Genomic DNA, 19,573 nt, shown 5'->3' with positions numbered 1-19,573 from the left:
GTGACGACAGCATCGAGACGCGGTCAGCTTGGATAGCAATGAACCTGGTTCAACGATCGATCATTTTCTCAGCTGTGGAGCGATATGGAAGCATGTTCTTCCTGTTGCTTTCGATCGCGATCCTGTCGCGACTGCTGACGCCCGAGGAGTTCGGCGTATTTGCTATTGTCAATGCGCTCACCACGGTGACAGCGGCATCTTTTCAGGAGTTTGGCGGGGCGAACTACCTGATCCAGAAATCGTCGCTCTCCCGACGAAACATCAGAACATCGTTCACGATCACGTTCTGTATGTCGATACTGATCGGCGCTCTGCTGTTCGCGATCAAGGATGATCTGGCTGCGTTTTTCGGTCAGCAGGCGCTGGCGACGGGCATCGCCGTTTCAGTGCTGAACTTCCTGCTGTGGCCGCTTTCGATAACGGTATCGGCGCTTTTCAGACGCGATATGGAGTTTGGCGCACTGGCGGTTTGTAATCTGACCGCTAATTTCATAACGGCAGTGGTCTCGATTGTTCTTGCGATGATGAGCTACAGTTATATGGCTCCGATCTGGGGCACGGTTGTAGGTAATGTGATTCTCGCGGTCTTCCTGATTTTGTGGCGAAGGGAATTCGGGCTTTTTCGTCCATCGCTGGCGGGATATCGCGACGTCTTTGCGTTTGGCTTCTATTCCAGCGGCGTTGCGATCATCAACGTGTTCTACAGCTTCGCGCCACAGTTGATCCTCGCGCGAACGCTGAACCTCGCGGCTGTTGGTCTCTACAGCCGCGCCGTGAGCGTCACGCAGATTTTCGACAGAATGGTTGTTCAGGTCTTGTCGCCGGTGATCATGCCGGCAATTTTCTCACACACCAAGGCCGGAGGCGATTTGAAGACAGTTTACCTGACATCGGTGGAACTGCTGTCGTCGGTTCAGTGGCCGTTCCTAATGTTCGTCGCGATCATGGCCCATCCGCTGATCCTGGTTTGGCTGGGCCCAACCTGGCTGGAAATCGTTCCATTGGTCCGGCTTCTGTGCATCGGCTATCTTGCGTTGTTTGCCGCCTGCCTGACCTATCCGGTTCTGGTGGCGGTCGGACGCGTGCGTGATGCATTGACCGCGTCGCTGATCTCGCTTCCACCGTCGCTGTTGCTGATCAGCGTTGCCTCGTTCTATGGTGTCGAGGCAGTTGCGGCGACGGCGCTCGTCGCCCTTCCATTCCAGACCTTTGTCGCGATTTACTACATTAGCAGGCATATCGGCATGAGCTTCTCTGAATTCTTCCGCGCAACCGTCAAGAGTGCGGCCGTTGCCTTATGCAGTTCCGCGGGAGCGCTCCTTGCTGCTCTCGCGGTGCAGCTTGGACTGGTCGGATCAGGCGCGGGGTTGATTGCCGGTGGGATTCTGGCGGGTGCGGGATGGCTGCTTGGCCTTTTTCTGACCGGCCATCCTTTGCTCAATCATCTTCGTGCTGCTGCCAAGGAACTGAGGTTTGCTCTACCGAGATCCGGATTTGCTGCGGGAGGCGCCGTCGCGCGCTCGGCGAAGAAATCCGCTTGAGGGGATGGGTTGGCGAGCACGGCGACGCAAAGGAAGATTGTCTGGATTGGAGAACCGAATGCCAATTGCAAAGGATGTCCGACTGGGAAGTGACGTCAAGATTCATCATCCTGACCTCGTGAACCTATATGGTTGCGCTGTCGGCGATGAGACAAAGATTGGGACGTTCGTCGAGATACAGGCTGGAGCCGAAATCGGGGCGCGCTGCAAGATATCGTCGCACACCTTCATCTGCGAAGGCGTGACGATCGAGGACGAAGTATTCGTCGGGCATGGCGTAATGTTCATCAACGACAAGCTTCCGAGAGCGACCCTGCCGAGCGGTGAGTTGCAGGGCGACGCCGACTGGAAACTGGAAACCACCCGGATTTGCCGGCGTGCGTCGATCGGGTCGAACGCTACGATCATGTGCGGAATAACCATCGGCGAAAATGTCACGGTCGGTGCGGGCGCGGTCGTCACCCGGGACGTTCCTCCCAACACCGTTGTCGCCGGTGTACCAGCGCGGATAGTGACCGGCCATGACAATCATCGCGTCAGGGCTGCGGCAGGTTCGGGGCGTTCCTGATCCGCGGAGATCGGCAGACTGGGGCGAAGTGCCTGAGTATTTAAATTGTAAATATAATAATTCGTTGTGGTGATTTATTTTGTATTTTATGATAAGTTAAATGACGACGATTGAATACTTTCAGCGGTCGCATCGGTGAGTGATCTGGTTTTGGTGGCCGGCCGGAATATTGAAGGGAGCTGTCTTTGATACCCCTTGTCGATCTGAAAGCTCAGCACCAACAACTCAGGTCCGAGATCCACTCCGCGGTGGCGCGGGTGATCGACAACACGCAGTTCGCGTTGGGCCCGGACGTCGCCGCATTCGAAGAGCGCTTCGCTTCGTACTGTCATGCGAGGCATTGCATCGCGGTGAATAGCGGAACGTCCGCGTTGCATCTAGCACTTCTGACAGCGGGCGTCGGCCTGGGCGACGAGGTGATCACCGTGGCGATGACCTTCGTCGCCACCACGGCGGCAATTCTCTATTGCGGAGCCAAGCCCGTTTTCGTGGATGTCGATCCCGTCAGCCGGACGCTGAACCCGAAGCTAATCGAGGCGGCCATCACGCCCCGGACCAAAGCGATTGTTCCCGTTCACCTGCATGGTCTCATGGCCGACATGGACGCGATCGTGAGTATCGCGCGTCGCCACAACCTCGTGGTGATCGAGGATGCGGCTCAGGCTCACGGCGCCGAATACAAGGGCCGCCGCGCGGGTTCGATCGGTGATTTCGGCTGTTTCAGCTTTTATCCGGCCAAGAATCTCGGCGCGTGCGGCGAGGGCGGCGCGGTGGTGTGCAACCACTCTGAACTCGCGCGTCATGTCGCGCTGCTCAGGGATTGGGGACAGGAAGCCAAGTACAATCATGTGCTGGCCGGCTACAATTACCGCATGGATGGTATTCAGGGCGCGATCCTGAACGTCAAGATGAACCACATCGAGGCGTGGACGGATGCGCGTAGAGCCGCCGCATCTGAATACGATCGCTTGCTTGATGCGCATTCGTACAGGCGGCCGGCACCTCCGTCCCATAGCCGGCACGTTTATCATGTGTATGCCATTGAAGTCCCGCAGCGTGACGACGTCCTCGCTGCGCTCCACGCGGCAGGCATCGGGGCCGGGATTCACTACCCCGTTCCGGTTCATCTTCAAAAGGCCTATGCAAATCTTGGGTATGGGATCGGCGATCTGCCGGTCACCGAGTTGCTGGCAAAGCAGTTTCTTTCACTTCCGATGTATCCCGAACTTCAGCCGAAGCAGATCGTCGAGATCATCTCGGAGTTGAAGGCTGTTCTGATTGCTGCATGACGGGCGAGCCGATCGGAGCGCCTGACTGAGCGCTGTCAATCTAATTGGCGAGGAGGCGAATGCCGTGACTGACCTGAAGGGAAAGAGGGTTCTGGTAACCGGCGGTGCCGGATTCATCGGTTCGCACATCGTCGATCTGCTGTGTGACGAGGGGTGCCGCGAGATCGTGGTGCTCGACAATATGGTGCGCGGTCGCCTCGAAAACCTCGAGCACGCGCTGATCCATGAGCCGATCCGGATTGTCCACGGCGACATTCGCGACAGTGGATTGATGGCGACGCTTGTGAAATCAGCCGACATCGTTTTCCATCAGGCAGCGCTGCGCATTACGCACTGCGCGGCTGAGCCGCGTCTGGCGATGGAGGTCATGGTGCAATCGACGTTCGATCTGCTCGAACTTTGCGTCAAGCACGAGATCGAGAAGGTCGTGGCCGCCTCGTCGGCATCGGTCTATGGCCTGGCGGACGAATTCCCCACGACCGAGCACCAGAATCCTTACGATAACCGGACGCTCTATGGTGCGGCCAAGGCCTTCAACGAGGGCCTGTTGCGTTCGTTCAACGATATGTATGGGCTGTCCTACGTCGCGTTCCGGTACTTCAATGTTTACGGAAATCGCATGGACATCCATGGCCGATATACCGAGGTGCTCATCCGATGGATGGAACGGCTGGAAGCCGGGCTGCCGCCGACCATTTTTGGTGATGGCCGACAGACGATGGATTTCGTTCATGCCCGCGACGTCGCACGCGCAAATATTCTTGGCGCGAAAGCGATGGCAAGCGACGAGGTGTTCAATATCGCCAGCGGCGAGGAGACGAGCCTCGCGCAACTCGCCAGATCGCTCTCCTCGGTGATGGGACATCCTCATTTGACACCCGAGTTCGCGCCTGAAAGGTCGGTTAATTCCGTTCCTCGTCGTCTCGCCTCCACGGCAAAGGCCGAGCGGATGCTTGGTTTCCGCGCGCAGGTGTCCCTGGACGAAGGACTGAGTGAGTTGGTCGATTGGTGGCGCGGGGAACGCGGCGCAGACATGATCCCGCAAAAACAACAGGCGATACAGTTGTGATTCCTATCGCATTGCCAATTCTCGATGGTGAAGAAGGCGAAGCTGCCCGTCGGACGGTTTTGTCGGGCTGGTTGTCGCAGGGGCCGCAAGTCGCGGCATTCGAGCATGAGTTCGCCGCGTTGGTGGGGGCATCGTATGCCTGCGCGGTCTCTAACTGCACGGCCGCTCTGCATCTCGCATTGCGCGCTATCGGCGTCGGTCCGGGCGACGAAGTGGTGACAGCGAGCCACTCCTTCATCGCGAGCGCCAACAGCATTCGCTATTGCGGAGCGACGCCGGTGTTCGTCGATATCGACCCATCGACCTACAATCTCGACCCGGAGCGGGTGGCAGAAGCGATCACTGAGCGAACGCGAGCTATCCTCGTCGTTCACCAGATGGGAATGCCTTGCGATCTTGCCGCTTTAAAGGCATTGGCGGATCGTCATCAAATTTCCCTGATCGAGGACGCGGCCTGTGCCGCGGGCAGCCAGATTCGCATCGATGGGCTATGGGATTGGATCGGCAAACCGCATGGGCAGATCGCGTGCTTCTCCTTTCATCCTCGCAAGGTCATCACGACAGGGGAGGGTGGAATGATGGCGACTGGTAGCGTGGATCTTGACCAAAAATTCAAGCTGCTCCGTCAGCATGGCATGAGCGTGCCCGACACGGTCAGGCATGGTTCGCAGCAGGTGATTTTCGAGGACTATCTGGAGGTCGGATTCAACTACCGGATGACCGATATGCAGGCAGCGATCGGGCGAAAGCAGCTCGAGCGGCTGACAGATATCGTGTCGCGCCGTCGCGCTCTTGCTGGGCTTTATGCCGAGCTGCTCGGCAACATCGAAGGGCTCAGTCTGCCGTTTGAGCCGGAATGGGCACGCTCCAACTGGCAAAGCTATTGCGTGCGGCTGCCGGATCGCGTCGATCAGAGGGCGGTGATGCAGAGCTTGCTTGATCAGGGTATCGCAACCCGCCGCGGGATCATGTGTGCCCATCGTGAGGTGCCTTACGCCCACGAAAAGCAGCGCCATGATCTGTGTCAGTCGGAATTGGCGCAGGATCGCTCGATCCTGCTTCCGATCTATGCGCAAATGGTCGAGGAGGACCAGGTTCGCGTCGCCGATGCACTTAAGGCGACGTTACGGAACTGATTGCCGCTGCGAATCCATTTTCGCCATTGTTCTGCTTGCGCGAAATGCGGTGAGCAGGTTGGGTTATTTTCTTTTGGCAGGAGCTTGCTGCGCAGACGCTGTTGTTGGAGCGGTTTGATGGCTTGCGAGGATTCTGGCGATGAGGTCTCGCGCGTTGCTGTCGTCGATCGCGGCGGTCCCGCGCCAGCGTTGATAACCGCGTTGCAGTTTTCCGCCGGTCAGCCCCGCGGTGGAGCGGACGAAGTCGGCAAGCCGCGCAAAGGCCGGAACAGTATCCTGCAGGGCGGACAGATACATCTGTTCCTGGCGGTCCGCCGCCTGGCGCAAGCTGAATCGTTCAACGACGAGATTGCGCGCGAACTGGCCGAGATCTCCTCGCAACGAAGGTGAATCCGCAAGGCGCTCGAGCGCCATGCGCAGCGCGGATGCACCGGCACCAAGCGATCCCGGCCCGAGGCCGTACCACCCCTGTCGAAGAAAGGTTGGCAGGCTTTGTGGTGTCAGCAATTCGCTGAAGCCGTCTTCGCCGATCACGATAAGCGGCTTGCCGAAGGCCATTCCCCGGAGTGCGGACCCACCCTGGCCGATGATGATGTCCGCGGCGGCGTAGGCGCTGGCAGGATCGAGAATTTCTCCGGTCATCACCACCGTGTTGCGGCCAGCGGTGGCGTTGGCTTGGGCCGCATGGGCGGCGACCGTTTCCCGCGCCCGGCCGTCCCCGACAATCAGCAGCCGTACGTCGCGGCCTGAGCGAGCCATTTCACCAACTGAATCGCAAGCGGCCAGCAATCCCTCCAGCTTGAGTTCGGGGACCAGCCGGCAGATCATCGCGATGACGATCTGCTTCGGCCCAATGCCGTACTTCGCGCGCAAGGCTCCGCCATCGATCAGCGGCGTATCGGCCTCCGCATCAACCGGCGGTTCGAGGAGGGTAACGTGCTGGTGACCCGCTTCGAGCGCAGCCCGGCGGATCAGTTCGGTCCCAACCATCAGCGGCACGGTTCGCGGCAGGAACGGAGCCACCGACATCGACATCACCGTGCCGACGACAGGGACCTGTTGAAGAAGGGCAGGGCCCAGGAACGCCTCGATAATCGGCGGCCATTCATAGCCGTGCACCACGTCGACACCCAAATCCCGGACCACCCGAACCATCGTCTGGATGACTTTTGGCGATGGGCGCCGCCGGTGCAGTGAAATTTCAATGGTGCGCAGCCCCATCTTGTGAACGCGCTCAACCAGTGGCCCGGGTTCGGACATCACGATGACATCGTGGCCGCGATCCCGCACGGCACCCGCTAACTGGACAGCGTTGAGCTGCGATCCTCCGATCTCCATGGTGTGCGGATAAACGAGGATTTTCATTCTGTGCGATGCCTGGGTCATTATCCGGACGGCCCTCCGTCCGGGCAGGGCTTCGGGTGGGCAATCCGGCCTGCCGTTTCCGGCGGTCCGCGGCTGGAACCGATAGCCGCCGGTGGATTGTCTCGTCTGAATATATCCGCGAATTAAATAACAGTGGACGAAATAATAACTCGCATCTACCATCAAACCAAGTGGTTATGATTAATATATTTGATTTGTGTTCGGCCGGATGACATGGCCGGCCCGGAAGTTCTTGGAGTCTGATCAGGAAAGTCAGGAATGGAAGATTCTTCCGAGCGTGGCCGGTTGTCTCCGCTGCGTGTGCTGGTCGCGATCGCGAGTTACGGCGCCTCGAATGATCGCTATCTCAAGCAGCTGATCCGCGAATACCAGACGATGTCGTTTGCGGTGGATATCGTCATCATCTCGAATATCGAGAAGCGGGTTGCCGACGACATCGAATGCCTTGTCGGCCTTCCAAGCAGGAATCCGTGGTCGTTGCCGTTCTCGCATAAGAAGCTGTTCGCGGATCGGGCCGATCGATACGACCTCTTTATCTATTCCGAGGATGACATCCTCATCACGGAAAAGAACCTGCTGGCATTTCTGGATGTCACCGCATCCTTGCAGGATGATGAAGTCGCAGGATTTCTGCGCATCGAGAAGGGCGACGACGACGTCATCAACTTTCCGGATGTCCATGCCTATTTCCACTGGAACACGACATCGGTCCGGTCGCGAGGGCAATACACGCTGGCAAGCTTCACCAATGAACATGCCGCTTGCTACGTGCTCACGCGCCAGCAACTCGCCAAAGCGATCAAGTCGGGTGGCTTCATCGTGGAGCCACACGAAGGGAAGTACGACCTTCTCTGCACGGCCGCGACCGATCCGTACACCCAGTGCGGGTTGACGAAGCTCATTCCGGTTTCGCATCTCGACGACTTCACAGTGCATCATTTGTCGAACAAATACGTTGACAGCATGGGGATCAGAAAAGTCTCGCTGCTTCAGCAAATCGGGGCATTGCTTCAAGCCGCCGCAGATCCGCAAGCTCCCCCGCCTCTTCTCGGAGCAGAGACCCGGCTCTGGCGTTGCATGTATTCCAAGGATTATTACGAGCCGGCGAGCGAGCCGGCCGTTGCAATGATTCCGGATCATGCGCGGAGCATCCTGTCGATCGGATGTGGATCAGGTTGCAGCGAGCGGCGGCTTGTCGAGCGGGGATGTCGCGTTGTTGCGGCGCCGCTTGATCCGGTTATCGCCAGTTACGCAGCGGCACAAGGCATCGAGATGGTGCCTGGCGATCTTCGCGCGGTGTTGGCGAAAGTCGAGTCCGAGCAGTTTGATTGTGTCCTTTACCAGAACGTGCTCCATCTTGCGCCGGATCCCGTCGAAATGCTTGCGCTCTTCAGGAGTGTCCTAGCGCCCTCTGCGCTGGTGATCATTCAAGTTCCGAACATGCTGTGCATTCCCGTTCTATGGCGGGGAGCGCGTGACCGGCGGCGTCTGCATCGCCGGGGCGGTTACGAAGCGACGGGCGTACATTTCACATCCGTCGGCAGGATCAGGGAGTGGTGCCACCGCGCCGGGTTAACACTCGACAAGGTGGTTCCGATTCTGCACCGCCGGGCGGAACCGATCCGCCCCGTCATGCGCGGCTTTGTCGGAGTCTCGATGGCGCCTGAGCTGGTCGTCGTTGCGCGTGCGGCCCTGCCGACATCTGCTCCGGCTGACAAGACAATCGAATCCGTCAGGCGGAAACGCGCCGCGTTGGCCGATGATCGGAATTAATAGTTATATTTAATTCTATTGTGTGTTGATGGCTGGATTAACCGCGCTTGATATTTAATTCTGGTCAACTATGATGAATCGAATAAGATTTTCGACCCTTGGAAATCCAGATGACCTTGCTGGAGAAATTTGCAGCGGTTTCCTTTAAGGGGCCAGGATTTGGTCAGATCCGCCTCGTCGCGGCGTTGCTCGTGGTCGCGCACCATTCGTGGTGGGGCACCCATGATCTGCTTTATGGATACAGCGGTGGCCTGGTTCATTCCGGGCTGTTCGCGGTGATCGTGTTCTTTTGCCTGAGTGGGTTCCTGGTGACCCCGAGCCTTGCGCGGTCAGGCGACACCATCAAGTTCGTGACCCATCGGATGCTGCGGATATTTCCGGCGTTGATTGTGGTCGTCGCAGCGTCGATGCTGCTGCTCGGGCCGATCGTAACCCGCTATACGTTGGACGAGTACTTCACAGATCGCCAATTCTATCTGTACGCGAAGAACATTATCACTCTGACGGCTCACTTTTTGCCAGGCGTGTCTTATCGCACTGGAGAGCCCGCCGTTATCAACGGTGCGCTGTGGACGCTGAATATCGAGGTGATATCGTACATTGCGCTTGCGGTGCTGGGAGTTGTGGGCGTTCTGCGTCGCCGTTCTCTGGTTCTCGCCGTTTTCCTCGCGGCTTATGCCATCTATATTCTTCCCACATTCGACGCGACCACCGGCGCCAGCGTGCCGTCGCGTTTTGCGACTTTCATAAGCCTTTTCGTTTATTTCATCGCGGGCGCGGCGCTGTTTTTGTACAGCGATCGTATTCCGTTCTCCGGGCGGCTTGCTGCGTGCGCGTTCATTGCCATCATGGTGGGACTGCCAGCCGGCCTCGGCGCGGTCGTTCTGCCGATCTGTCTGCCGTATCTCGTCGTGTGTCTCGGCCTTTGCGCCATTCCGGGGCAGTCGTTTTTCAAGCGCGATCTGTCTTATGGAGCCTATCTGATTCATTCGCCTGTGTTGGTCGCGATGACTTTGTGGCTCAACACGCCGCCGGGATGGCAGGCGGCAGCGACCACTGTAGCGATAACATTGGTTTTGGCATTCCTATCGTGGACGTATGTCGAAGAACCGGCGTTGCGCCGGAAAAAAGTCGTGTCGGACTGGTTGGCGCAGTTGGTCCGCGAGTCAGGGCAGTATGTTTTCGGCGCGACTGGTCCGGTCAAACAGACTTCAGCCGCCGCATTTCCATTCAGCGACAAGAGCATGGATCAAGTGAGATCGACGAACGTGTCGCCGAACAGAGCAAGTGGATTGGTTGAACCGAGGGTCAGCGTGATCATTGTCAGCTACAACACGCGCGACATGACGCTCGAATGCCTTCAGTCGATTGTCACGCAGACGCGCGATGTGAGCTATGAGGTCATTGTCATCGACAACAACTCGTCGGACGGGTCGGCGGAGGCCATTCGTAACCAGTTTCCGGACCTGCGATTGATCGCGCTCACCGAGAATGTGGGCTTTGCCCGGGCCAACAACCTGGCGGCAAAGGAAGCGCGTGGTGAAAGGCTGCTGCTCCTCAATCCAGATACGGTGATCCTTGATCGCGCCGTCGACCGGCTGATTGCCTTTGCCGATCGAACACCTTCCTTTCACGTCTGGGGTGGCCGAACCCTCTATGGTGACGGACGCCTCAATCCGACCTCGTGTTGGCGCAGGATCACGCTGTGGAATCTCACGTGCTTCGCTTTGGGCCTGACCTATTTTGGCCGCCGCAGCCCACTGCTGAATTCGGAGTCCTACGGCGGATGGGACCGCAACACGACTCGTCACGTCGATATCGTCACCGGGTGTTTCTTCCTGATCGATCATGACCTGTGGACGCAACTGAAAGGATTTGATCCCGCTTTTTTCATGTATGGCGAGGAGGCCGATCTCTGTCACCGCGCTCGTCAGGTTGGCGCGCGGCCGGCGATCACGCCGAGCGCAACGATCGTGCACTATGGCGGCGCCTCGGAGCGCGTGCCGGTTGACAAGATGGTGAAGGTGTTCAAGGGGCGTATCACGCTCATCAACTGCCACTTCTCGTTGTTCACCCGTGGTCTTGCCCGGCGGCTGCATCTGTTGGCGGCATTGACGCGATGGGTCGGTTACCGGACAGCGGCGAGACTTTCCGATCGCGCCGCCTTCGATCAGAGCGCCGAGTACTGGCGCTTGATCTGGCGTCGCCGGCTCGAATGGATCAACGGTTATGGCTTGAAAAATGACCGACCTTGATCCGCATGGGAATGGAAAGCGATTCCGGCATAGTACCCGGATGCGTACCTTTGGCACCGTTGCCATCGTCTTCATGAGCGCGACGGGCATCACGTGCTTGATCAACGGTCCGGCGGAAGCGCAGGCGGTGCGGGTGGCTACGACCGCCGATGGGCAGATCGCGAAACTGGATCACGCGAAGTTGTCCGACTGGTACGCGCGCTGGAAGCAATACATCGACCACGACGCGCGGAGTAACCGCTTCTGCGACAAGGAGATGGGCGAACAGGTCGGATGGCTGATATCGCCGTATCTGTCAGCCTTCTACTATGGCTATCTCGCCAGCAAGGACCCGCATTGGGTGGATATGCTGCAGAACTGGGCGGATTCCTGGATCAGGCGCGCGGTGCGGGAGCCGGACGGATTTCCCGGTTGGCCAAAGGTTGGCGGGATTGCCGCGCCTGTCGAGAACTACGATGAGTTCTATGCCGACAGCATGTTGGGCGAGGCGATGGCGCTGCGGCCGCTCGTTCTGATGTCCGCGGAAATTCTCAAGACGCCGGCACTGAAGGCAAAGTACGGCGACAAAGCCCAGTCCTATATCGATCTGTCGGAACAGATCTACGCCAAGTGGGACAGCCGCGGCGCATGGCGCGACGCCGATCCGGGCGGAGGCATCTCCATCGTTCTTCCTTTCGGGATTGATCAGAAGACCGGAGGCTGGACCGAAGGCTACAAGGATCGGCACGATCCGCACGTCGGTTTTTCGCATCCGGACAACAAGGCCAATCTGGTGGGGATGTGGCTTCTGGCGATGTACGACGCCACCGGAAAGTCGATCTACAGGGAGCGGGCCGAGAAGTGGTTCCGGTTGATGAAGTCGCGGATGAAGCCGAAGGCCGACGGCACTTTCGAGATCTGGTCCTATTGGTCGCCGGCGGGGCCTTGGGACTACAAGTCCTTCCATCGTCCCAAGCATTGGGTCGGCGTCCATCCCAATCCCGGCTACTATGCGATCGACGTGGAAGCGATCGTGATCGCTTACCAGCATGATGTGGTTTTCACCAAGGACGATATTGATCGGCTGATCGCGACGTCGCACGCCGAGAAGCGAAGCTGGGCCGCGCTGATCCCTTACGACATGGCGACACGGCGGCAATTTGAAGACAGTCTCAAGCCGGACAGTTGGGCGGGGCTAGGTGATACGCCATGGTACCTCGCGCTTCAGATACGGCAGGACAAGATAGATCGTTGACCGGCGGAGGACATTCGCAGTGACGAGTGGCATCAACGAGTTCGACCGCGGTCTGCCTCGGTTCGCGGCCAGAGGCCGGGTCGGATCGACCGGTCTGCCGCAGCGACGCGATGCGTCTCGCGCCTATCCCCTTGTCGCGTGGCTGGCGCTGTGTGGAGTCGTGCTGCCGACGGAATTGCAACTTTCCGTCGCCGGTGCCCGGGTGACGCTCGGCCGCATGGGGATCATGCTTCTGATCGTACCGGCCCTCTTTACGCTCTGCCGGAAGGGTCGAAAACTTCTTGTTTCCGATCTTATCGCTGTTGCGCTCGCTGCCTGGATGGTCGGCGTCGCGATTTATGCCGGAGATAAGGATTCGATATCTTCGGCCATGGCACTTAGCATCGAGTACACGGGAGGCTATCTCGTCGCACGGGCGTTCTTTTTCGGGCCATCCGCGCTCAAGGAGTTTACGCGCGTGCTGAAGGTGCTGACCGTCATCGTTGTTGCGTTCGGCATGGCGGATGTCATGGCCGGGCGATGGGTGGTCCATGATTTTCTGACGTCAGTTGTCGGCAGTCCATGGCTCGGCGCGATCTATCGCGGCGACACCGTACGCGCGGCCTCCACCCTCGATCATCCGATTCTTTTCGGAACATTCTGTTCTCTGAGCGGGGGGATCTTTCTCCATTCCGAATCCACCACGCTGCGGCGCATGTTCTGGGTTGGAATCTGCTTTGTCGGATGCGCGTTCTCGCAATCATCCGCAGGGATGATGAGCTTCTTTATCGCCCTGTCGGCCTGCATCTATCAACGCGCGATGAGGTCGTTTCCGGCCCGATGGGGCTTGTTCTGGTTTGTCGTCGCGGTGATCGCGGCCGTCGTCTTCGCCGCCGCCAACCATCCGATTGGATGGATCATCTCCCATATGACATTCGATCCGTCGAGCGGGTTCTACCGTATTCTGATCTGGGATGCGGCTTTCGTCAAAATCGCTCAGGCGCCGGTGACCGGCTTTGCGTTCGATCTTTTGAACAGTGACATTCTTGACCATACTGTCGACAGTGTGTGGCTGGTTTCGGCGCTCCGGTTCGGTCTGCCCGTGATAGCGCTGATGGTTTTGGTCAATCTCGTCACGATATTGCCGACGTCTCAACAACGCGTGAGACGGCCCGGCGGTGACTACATGGTCCGTATGCGCCGTGCGTTCACCCTGGTGCTCCTGCTCTATATGTTCGTAGGACTGACCGTCCATTTCTGGAGCTTCATGTGGATCTTCTGGGGGCTGTGTGTCGGCTGCCGCGCATCGCTCCGGGAGTGGTTCATGGATACAGGCCGTACGTAAGGCATGAGATGACACGAGAAAATCGGGAAAGGCGGTAGTCATGTCGGCGACGTCGAGCAGCGACAATCTGACGGTGGTCCCCGGAAAAGCGAGAGGAGCGGCAGCGGTGAGCTTCGCGGACCGCCTGAGGCCTTATGTCTGGACGCTCCGGAGCGGCCTGCGCACCATGCGTTTTCTGTTCGGACGATTTCCTAGAGAATGTCCGGTTTGCGGGTACAAAGGGCGTTTTTTTGCCTATGCCAATCCGCTCGCGCTCGGCATCAACATCGACTCGCTGTGCCCGCGCTGCTTCTCCCATGAACGGCACCGGCTGCTCGTTCTCGCCGACCGGGCGCAGGCGCTTTTCGCGAACAAGAACATCCTGCACTTCGCGCCCGAGCATGGACTGAAGGCCTACATCCACGCCCGGCAACCGCGCGGCTATACCACGTGCGAATTCGGCGGGCGCGGCGCCGACCTCGATATCAATATCGAGAAGATCGATTTGCCCGATAATGCCTTCGAACTCGTCGTCTGCTGCCACATCCTGGAGCACGTGGACGATCACCTGGCCATTCCTGATCTTTTCCGTATCGTCAGCAAGGGTGGCACGCTGATTGCGATGACCCCGGTTATCGAAGGGTGGGATAAGACCTTCGAGGACGGGAGCAAGCAGAAGACAGAGGACGATCGAATCCTCTATTTCAATCAGCACGATCATCTTCGTTTTTTTGGCGGCGACTTGCGGAGCCGCTTGCGATCGGCCGGCTTCATTGTTGACGAGTACACCGCCGTTGAACCGGACGTCTCGCGCTATGGGCTGATCCGGGGCGAGAAGGTCTTTCTGTGCCGCAAGCCGGAAGCCTGAGCCACTGTTCGAGCGTCGCTGCGAGCGTCGCGCGCTTTCAAGATGCCAGAAGGTGCGGGATTTGCGCGCTGTGTTCGTCCAGAAGGAACCAGTTCATATAACTGCGATGTCGGGGGACAAATCGCCCGCCGACATAGCCATAATATGAGTAGCCGCGCTCTGCGAGAAAATCGATCAGCGCGGGCCACGGCCACGCCGACATGATAATGGGGCGGCTGGATTTCAGGGTTTCTTCCGCCCCGGATAGGGCCTCGATCTCCGAACGCTGGATCGAGAGTTTGATAAGCGCGGGGTGAAGTCCGAGCGAGTCGAGCGGCCGCCCCTTCACATGACAGGTCTCGATCGCAACCTTTCTTGGATTGAAGAAATAAAAACGCTCGGCGTTCGGCCAATCCCTCGCTTCCTCGAGCTTCAGCGAGGCAAGCCCGTCAAGCATGAAATCCCGATAGTACGGAATGTGCAGGGTAAACTCTTTCTCGGCTGCGCAGAGGGCCAAATCCAAAACGGAAATGTCCGTGTCGCCGCGATACCGCTCCACCAAATTCGCGGCGAGCCGCGGGTTGGGTTCAAAGGCGATGATCTTTGGAGATTTTACCGCGTTCTTGAAAGCAACGATGCTTTGACCGCGATTGGCTCCGACATCGAGGAGCAGCTTTCCCTTCAGGTCGAAATGGCGAAGACCACCATAATCCGATTTGTAGAGCATGCCGGTCGATTTAAAGAAACGGTGGTGAAATGCGAATTTCGCTTCAACCAGGGCGGGAAACTGAACCTGCGCTGTGCGCAGAGCCTTCTTTATGTTGACGCCCGACAAACCCATTTGCGTGCACCCCGAGGAGCAGCCTTGCCAAACATGGGAGTTTCAAATTCGATAGTATGTTGCCCGGCCGGCCGGTGCAACTGAAACGCGATCAGCCGCAATAAATTATCGCTATAATTATAATGCAGCGTCGGAAGGTCGATTGCCGTGACGAAGGAAGTTGAATTTTTGTCTCCGTGACATTGCGGCAACAAGTTTGAAAAATGGTGCGTCACTCAACGGATTAATCCGTTGTTTGTTTGTTTTTCGGGACGTCAAATTAACAGGTGCTTCGAAATGACCCTAGCCGGGTCGTTATATGGTCCCAAAAAAGCCTCTCGCCAACGACCACAAGGCCAGCCGTGCAAACACGCATGACATGACCGCCACCGCGAGGACGGAATCTGGGTCTGTCGTGTCAGAACAACAACAGTCGGACCTACATTTTAAGGAGAGCTGCCTTGGCTTCTACTACCCCCTCAAACGGATGGCCTGATGCAACCAGTACGGGCGTTCCTGCTGGCGTGACACTGACGGCTTCGGGTGACGTGATTATCGACAAACCCGGCACGGTGATCTCGGGACTGAATATCCGCGGAAGTGTCTATATCAACGCGGACAACGTGACGGTGGAGAATTGTCAGATCACGTCCAGTGGCTGGGCAGTCGTTAAAGTGAAGTCCGGCGTGACGGGCGCCGTCGTGCAGGATTGCACGATCGACGGCACCGGTCATGGCCCCGATGGCACCGGCAACGAAGGCATTATGGGGCAGGGCACGTTCCTGCGGAATAATATCTCCAATGTCGAAAACGGCATCACGATTACCGGCAATAACTCGGTGATCATGGACAATTATATCCACGATCTCAATGCCGGCGGCTCGCCGCATTATGACGGCATCCAGATCGACGGTGGGGTCTCCAATATCCAGATCTCCCACAACTCGATCATCAATCAGCGCGGCTGGACGTCCGCGATCATGATCGACAATTACTTCGGAGCGGCCTCCAATATCTCCGTTGATAATAATCTGCTCGTCGGCGGTGCTTATACGGTCTATTCCGACGGCAGCTTCAGCAGCAGCCCCATTACCGGCGTTTCCTTCACCAATAATCATATTGGCGGCGGTGCATACGGACCGGCGATGATCCGGGGAAGCAACCCGGTCTACACCGGCAATATCGATGACGGCGCCACGCTGGCTCAGGGACTCCAAACGACCGGCCAGCCGAGTGGGTCCCAGCTGACGACACCGGAACTGCCGCATGCACCGGATGCGCCGACCATCGCGTCGTTCTCCAATGACAGTGGGGTCGCCGGTGATGGCATCACCAATGACAACACGCTGGCCCTCAAGGGCACTGCGGCTGCGAACAGCACGGTGAAGGTGTTCGACGGCGCGACCCAGATCGGCACCGCGACCGCCAGCGGCAGCGGCGCCTGGAGCTTCACCACGGCTGCGCTGGCCGATGGCAAGCATAGCCTGACGGCGAAAGCCGCGGATGCGTCGGGGCAGACAAGCGCGGCGTCTTCAGCGCTCGGCGTGACCATCGATACCAAGGCGCCGGACGCGCCGGTCGAGGTCGATCACTCGGTCGTCAACGGGGATCAGTTGCTGCTCAAGGGCACAGCCGAAGCCAACAGCACGATCAAGGTGTTCGACGGAACCACCGTTGTCGGCACTGCGAAGGCAGACGCCAGCGGGAACTGGAGCGTACAGACCTCGTCGCTGTCCAGCGGGACTCATGTCCTGACTGCAACGGCAACCGACGCGGCCGGGAACACCAGCCCGCAGTCGCTGCCGTTCGATCCAGTGATCGAAAAGCCAGCCCCCACGCCGCCACTGTCGGCTCCCAAGATCTTGTCGGTTTCAGAGGATACCGGGGTGGCTGGCGATCTCGTCACCAGTGACAACACGTTGACCCTGGAGGGGACAGCGGCCGCCAACAGTACCGTGAAGGTGTTCGACGGCACGACCCAAATCGGGACTGCAACCGCCAACGACAAGGGGGCATGGAGTTTCACCACGGCAACACTCACCGATGGCAAGCACAACCTGACGGCGAAGGCGATGGATGCGTCGGGGCAGACAAGCGCGGCGTCTTCGGCGCTCGGCGTCACCATCGATACGCATCCGCCTGCGGCACCGAAGATCGGATCGATCTCCTCGGACGGCAAGGTGGTGAGCGATGGTATCGTCCATTCGGATCACGTGACCTTCACGGGTACCGGCGAGGCCAACAGCACGGTCAAGATCTACGACGGGACGACGCAGATCGGCACGGCAACCGCAAACAATAAGGGCGCCTGGACTTATACCGCGGACACGTTGAAGGATGGTTCCCATCAGTTCAGCGCCAAGGCCATCGATCTGGCCGGCAACATCAGTGGTGCCTCCAAGGCTCAGGGCCTGACGATCGATTCGCATGCGGCAGGCTCAGGTGGGACGACGGGGCCAGCAGATTCACACGGCTGGCCTGATGCAACCACTACGGGCGTTCCTGCTGGCGTGACACTGACGGCTTCGGGCGACGTGATTATCGACAAGCCGGGGACGGTGATCTCCGGGTTCGATATTCGCGGCGGCGTTTACATCAACGCCAACAACGTGACGGTTGAGAACTGCAAGATCACGTCGAGCGGTTGGGCCGCCGTCAAGGTCAAATCGGGCGTGACGGGCGCGGTGGTGCAGGATTGCACTATCGACGGCACCGGCCACGGTCCCGATGGCACCGGCAATGAAGGCATCATGGGGCAGGGCACGTTCCTGCGAAACAATATCTCCAACGTCGAAAACGGCATCACGATCACCGGCAGCAACTCGGTAATCAAGGACAACTATATCCATCATCTCAAAGCCGGCGGTTCGCCGCACTATGACGGCATTCAGATCGACGGTGGCGTTTCCAATATCCAGATCTCCCACAACTCGATCATCAATCAAAACGGCGGGACGTCGGCGATTATGATCGACAACTACTTCGGGGCGGTCTCGAACGTCGCTGTGAACAACAATCTGCTGGTTGGCGGGGCCTACACGGTCTATGCGGATGGCTCACAGGGCAGCAAACCGATTACCGGTGTCTCGTTCACCGACAACCATATAGGCGGTGGCCAGTATGGGCCGGCGTTGATCCGGGGAAACAAGCCGGTCTACACCGGTAACGTCGACGACGGCGCCACCCTGGCCCAGGGACTTCATACGACAGGCCAGCCGAGCGGATCGTTGCAGACGTCGACAACGGACGCGCCTCATGCGTTGGCCATTGCGTCGGTCTCCAACGACGGCGGGGTCGTCGGCGATGGCACGCACAGCCTGACGGCGAAGGCCGTGGATGTGTCGGGCCAGGCCAGCGCGGCGTCTTCGGTTCCGGGCGTGACCATCGACACCAAGGCGCCGGACGCGCCGAAGATCGGATCGATCTCTTCGGACGGCAAGGTGGTGAGCGATGGCGTTGCCCATTCGGGTCACGTGAGCTTGGCTGGCACCGCCGAGGCTCACAGCACCGTCAAGGTCTATGACGGGACGACGCAGATCGGCACCGCGACCGCCAATGACAAGGGAGCATGGACCTATGACGCCGCCGCCCTGAAGGACGGCAGTCATCAGTTCAGCGCCAAGGCCATGGATCTGACCGGCAATATCAGTGGTGCCTCCAAGGCGCAGGGTCTGACTGTAGATACGCACACCGATGGATCGTCAGGTGGCTCCTCGGGTCACCATGGCGGCGGGCTCTCGGCTGATTTCACGAGCATGTTCCATAACGGGAACGACACCGTGACATTCAAGGGGACCGCTGATCCGTACAGCCAGATCTCGATCTACGACAACGGCAAGGGTGACGCGCTCGGCGTTGCCAAGGCCGGTGCTGACGGAAAGTGGAGCTTCAACACCAAGTCTGCAGTCTCGGATACGGTACACAACTTCACTGCGGAGGTCACGAACAAGGCCGGCCATACGGGCTCGAGTTCGGGCAGTGCCATTCTCGGCACGGGTGGAAACGATGTGCTGAAAAGCACGTCGGGCAATGACCTGTTCCATGGACACGGAGGTCATGACACTTTCGTGTTCGCGCCGAACTTCGGTGCGGATGTCATCACTGACTTCCGGGCGAGCGGTCGCAGCCACGACGTGGTGCAGTTCAGCAAGAGTGTGTTCGACAATTTCGCGGACGTCTTGTCCCACGCGGCACAGAGCGGACACGATGTTGCCATCGACTCCGGCGGAGGCAATACGCTGACGCTGAAGGATACGAAGCTGGCGGCGCTGGACAAGACCGACTTCCATTTCGTGTAGTCGCGTCGAAATTCGTTCAAAGTAACGAGTCCGTAACAAGAACGACACCCAAGA

General features: G+C 58.7%; 13 protein-coding genes. 11 read left to right on the top strand and 2 right to left on the bottom strand.

What is annotated here, in order from left to right:
- Window positions 1-38 precede the first annotated feature (38 nt).
- The 5 genes from NHAM_RS15585 to NHAM_RS15565 all read left to right on the top strand — a co-directional run bounded on the left by NHAM_RS15585 (window position 39) and on the right by NHAM_RS15565 (window position 5,603).
- Window positions 39-1,541 (top strand): oligosaccharide flippase family protein, encoded by a 1,503-nt coding sequence (locus NHAM_RS15585; protein ID WP_081435023.1) that lies wholly within the window; start codon window positions 39-41, stop codon window positions 1,539-1,541.
- A 58-nt stretch (window positions 1,542-1,599) separates the two neighbouring features.
- Window positions 1,600-2,109, top strand: coding sequence for an acyltransferase (locus NHAM_RS15580; protein WP_011511444.1), 510 nt, complete (start codon window positions 1,600-1,602; stop codon window positions 2,107-2,109).
- Between the two features lie 185 nt (window positions 2,110-2,294).
- Complete coding sequence (locus NHAM_RS15575) at window positions 2,295-3,398, top strand: DegT/DnrJ/EryC1/StrS family aminotransferase (RefSeq protein WP_011511443.1); 1,104 nt, start codon at window positions 2,295-2,297, stop codon at window positions 3,396-3,398.
- A gap of 73 nt (window positions 3,399-3,471) precedes the next feature.
- Entirely contained in the window at window positions 3,472-4,467 is a 996-nt protein-coding gene (locus NHAM_RS15570) for an NAD-dependent epimerase/dehydratase family protein (RefSeq protein ID WP_049769433.1), read from the top strand.
- Window positions 4,464-5,603, top strand: coding sequence for a DegT/DnrJ/EryC1/StrS family aminotransferase (locus tag NHAM_RS15565; RefSeq protein ID WP_011511441.1), 1,140 nt, complete (start codon window positions 4,464-4,466; stop codon window positions 5,601-5,603). Before NHAM_RS15570 ends, NHAM_RS15565 begins: the two co-directional genes overlap by 4 nt.
- A 63-nt stretch (window positions 5,604-5,666) precedes the next feature.
- Here the strand turns inward: NHAM_RS15565 and NHAM_RS15560 are convergent, their stop codons facing one another.
- The gene (locus NHAM_RS15560; protein ID WP_283805381.1) at window positions 5,667-6,941 is read right to left on the bottom strand and encodes a glycosyltransferase family 4 protein; all 1,275 of its coding nucleotides are present in this window, start codon (window positions 6,939-6,941) and stop codon (window positions 5,667-5,669) included.
- A gap of 306 nt (window positions 6,942-7,247) precedes the next feature.
- Between NHAM_RS15560 and NHAM_RS15555 the strand changes: the two genes are divergently transcribed.
- The 5 genes from NHAM_RS15555 to NHAM_RS15535 all read left to right on the top strand — a co-directional run bounded on the left by NHAM_RS15555 (window position 7,248) and on the right by NHAM_RS15535 (window position 14,422).
- Window positions 7,248-8,762 carry a class I SAM-dependent methyltransferase gene (locus NHAM_RS15555; RefSeq protein WP_011511439.1) on the top strand — a complete coding sequence of 505 codons (1,515 nt, stop codon included), beginning with the start codon at window positions 7,248-7,250 and terminating at the stop codon, window positions 8,760-8,762.
- 110 nt (window positions 8,763-8,872) lie between these two features.
- Entirely contained in the window at window positions 8,873-11,017 is a 2,145-nt protein-coding gene (locus tag NHAM_RS25100; RefSeq protein WP_011511438.1) for an acyltransferase family protein, read from the top strand.
- 40 nt (window positions 11,018-11,057) lie between these two features.
- A complete protein-coding gene (locus NHAM_RS15545) occupies window positions 11,058-12,251 on the top strand; it encodes a hypothetical protein (RefSeq protein WP_041358233.1) in 1,194 nt (397 codons plus the stop codon).
- Between the two features lie 19 nt (window positions 12,252-12,270).
- Window positions 12,271-13,575 (top strand): O-antigen ligase family protein, encoded by a 1,305-nt coding sequence (locus NHAM_RS15540; protein WP_011511436.1) that lies wholly within the window; start codon window positions 12,271-12,273, stop codon window positions 13,573-13,575.
- Window positions 13,576-13,615: 40 nt separating this feature from the next.
- Window positions 13,616-14,422, top strand: coding sequence for a class I SAM-dependent methyltransferase (locus tag NHAM_RS15535; RefSeq protein ID WP_011511435.1), 807 nt, complete (start codon window positions 13,616-13,618; stop codon window positions 14,420-14,422).
- 37 nt (window positions 14,423-14,459) lie between these two features.
- Here NHAM_RS15535 and NHAM_RS15530 read toward each other — a convergent pair whose 3' ends face one another.
- Window positions 14,460-15,242 carry an FkbM family methyltransferase gene (locus NHAM_RS15530; protein WP_011511434.1) on the bottom strand — a complete coding sequence of 261 codons (783 nt, stop codon included), beginning with the start codon at window positions 15,240-15,242 and terminating at the stop codon, window positions 14,460-14,462.
- Window positions 15,243-15,682: 440 nt separating this feature from the next.
- Between NHAM_RS15530 and NHAM_RS15525 the strand changes: the two genes are divergently transcribed.
- The gene (locus tag NHAM_RS15525; RefSeq protein ID WP_011511433.1) at window positions 15,683-19,519 is read left to right on the top strand and encodes an Ig-like domain-containing protein; all 3,837 of its coding nucleotides are present in this window, start codon (window positions 15,683-15,685) and stop codon (window positions 19,517-19,519) included.
- The last annotated feature ends 54 nt before the right edge of the window (window positions 19,520-19,573 follow it).

This window comes from Nitrobacter hamburgensis X14 (genome assembly GCF_000013885.1).
GTDB classification, from domain to species: domain Bacteria; phylum Pseudomonadota; class Alphaproteobacteria; order Rhizobiales; family Xanthobacteraceae; genus Nitrobacter; species Nitrobacter hamburgensis.
Note: the sequence above shows the minus strand (reverse complement) of the source record. Positions and strands in the feature narration are given on the sequence as shown.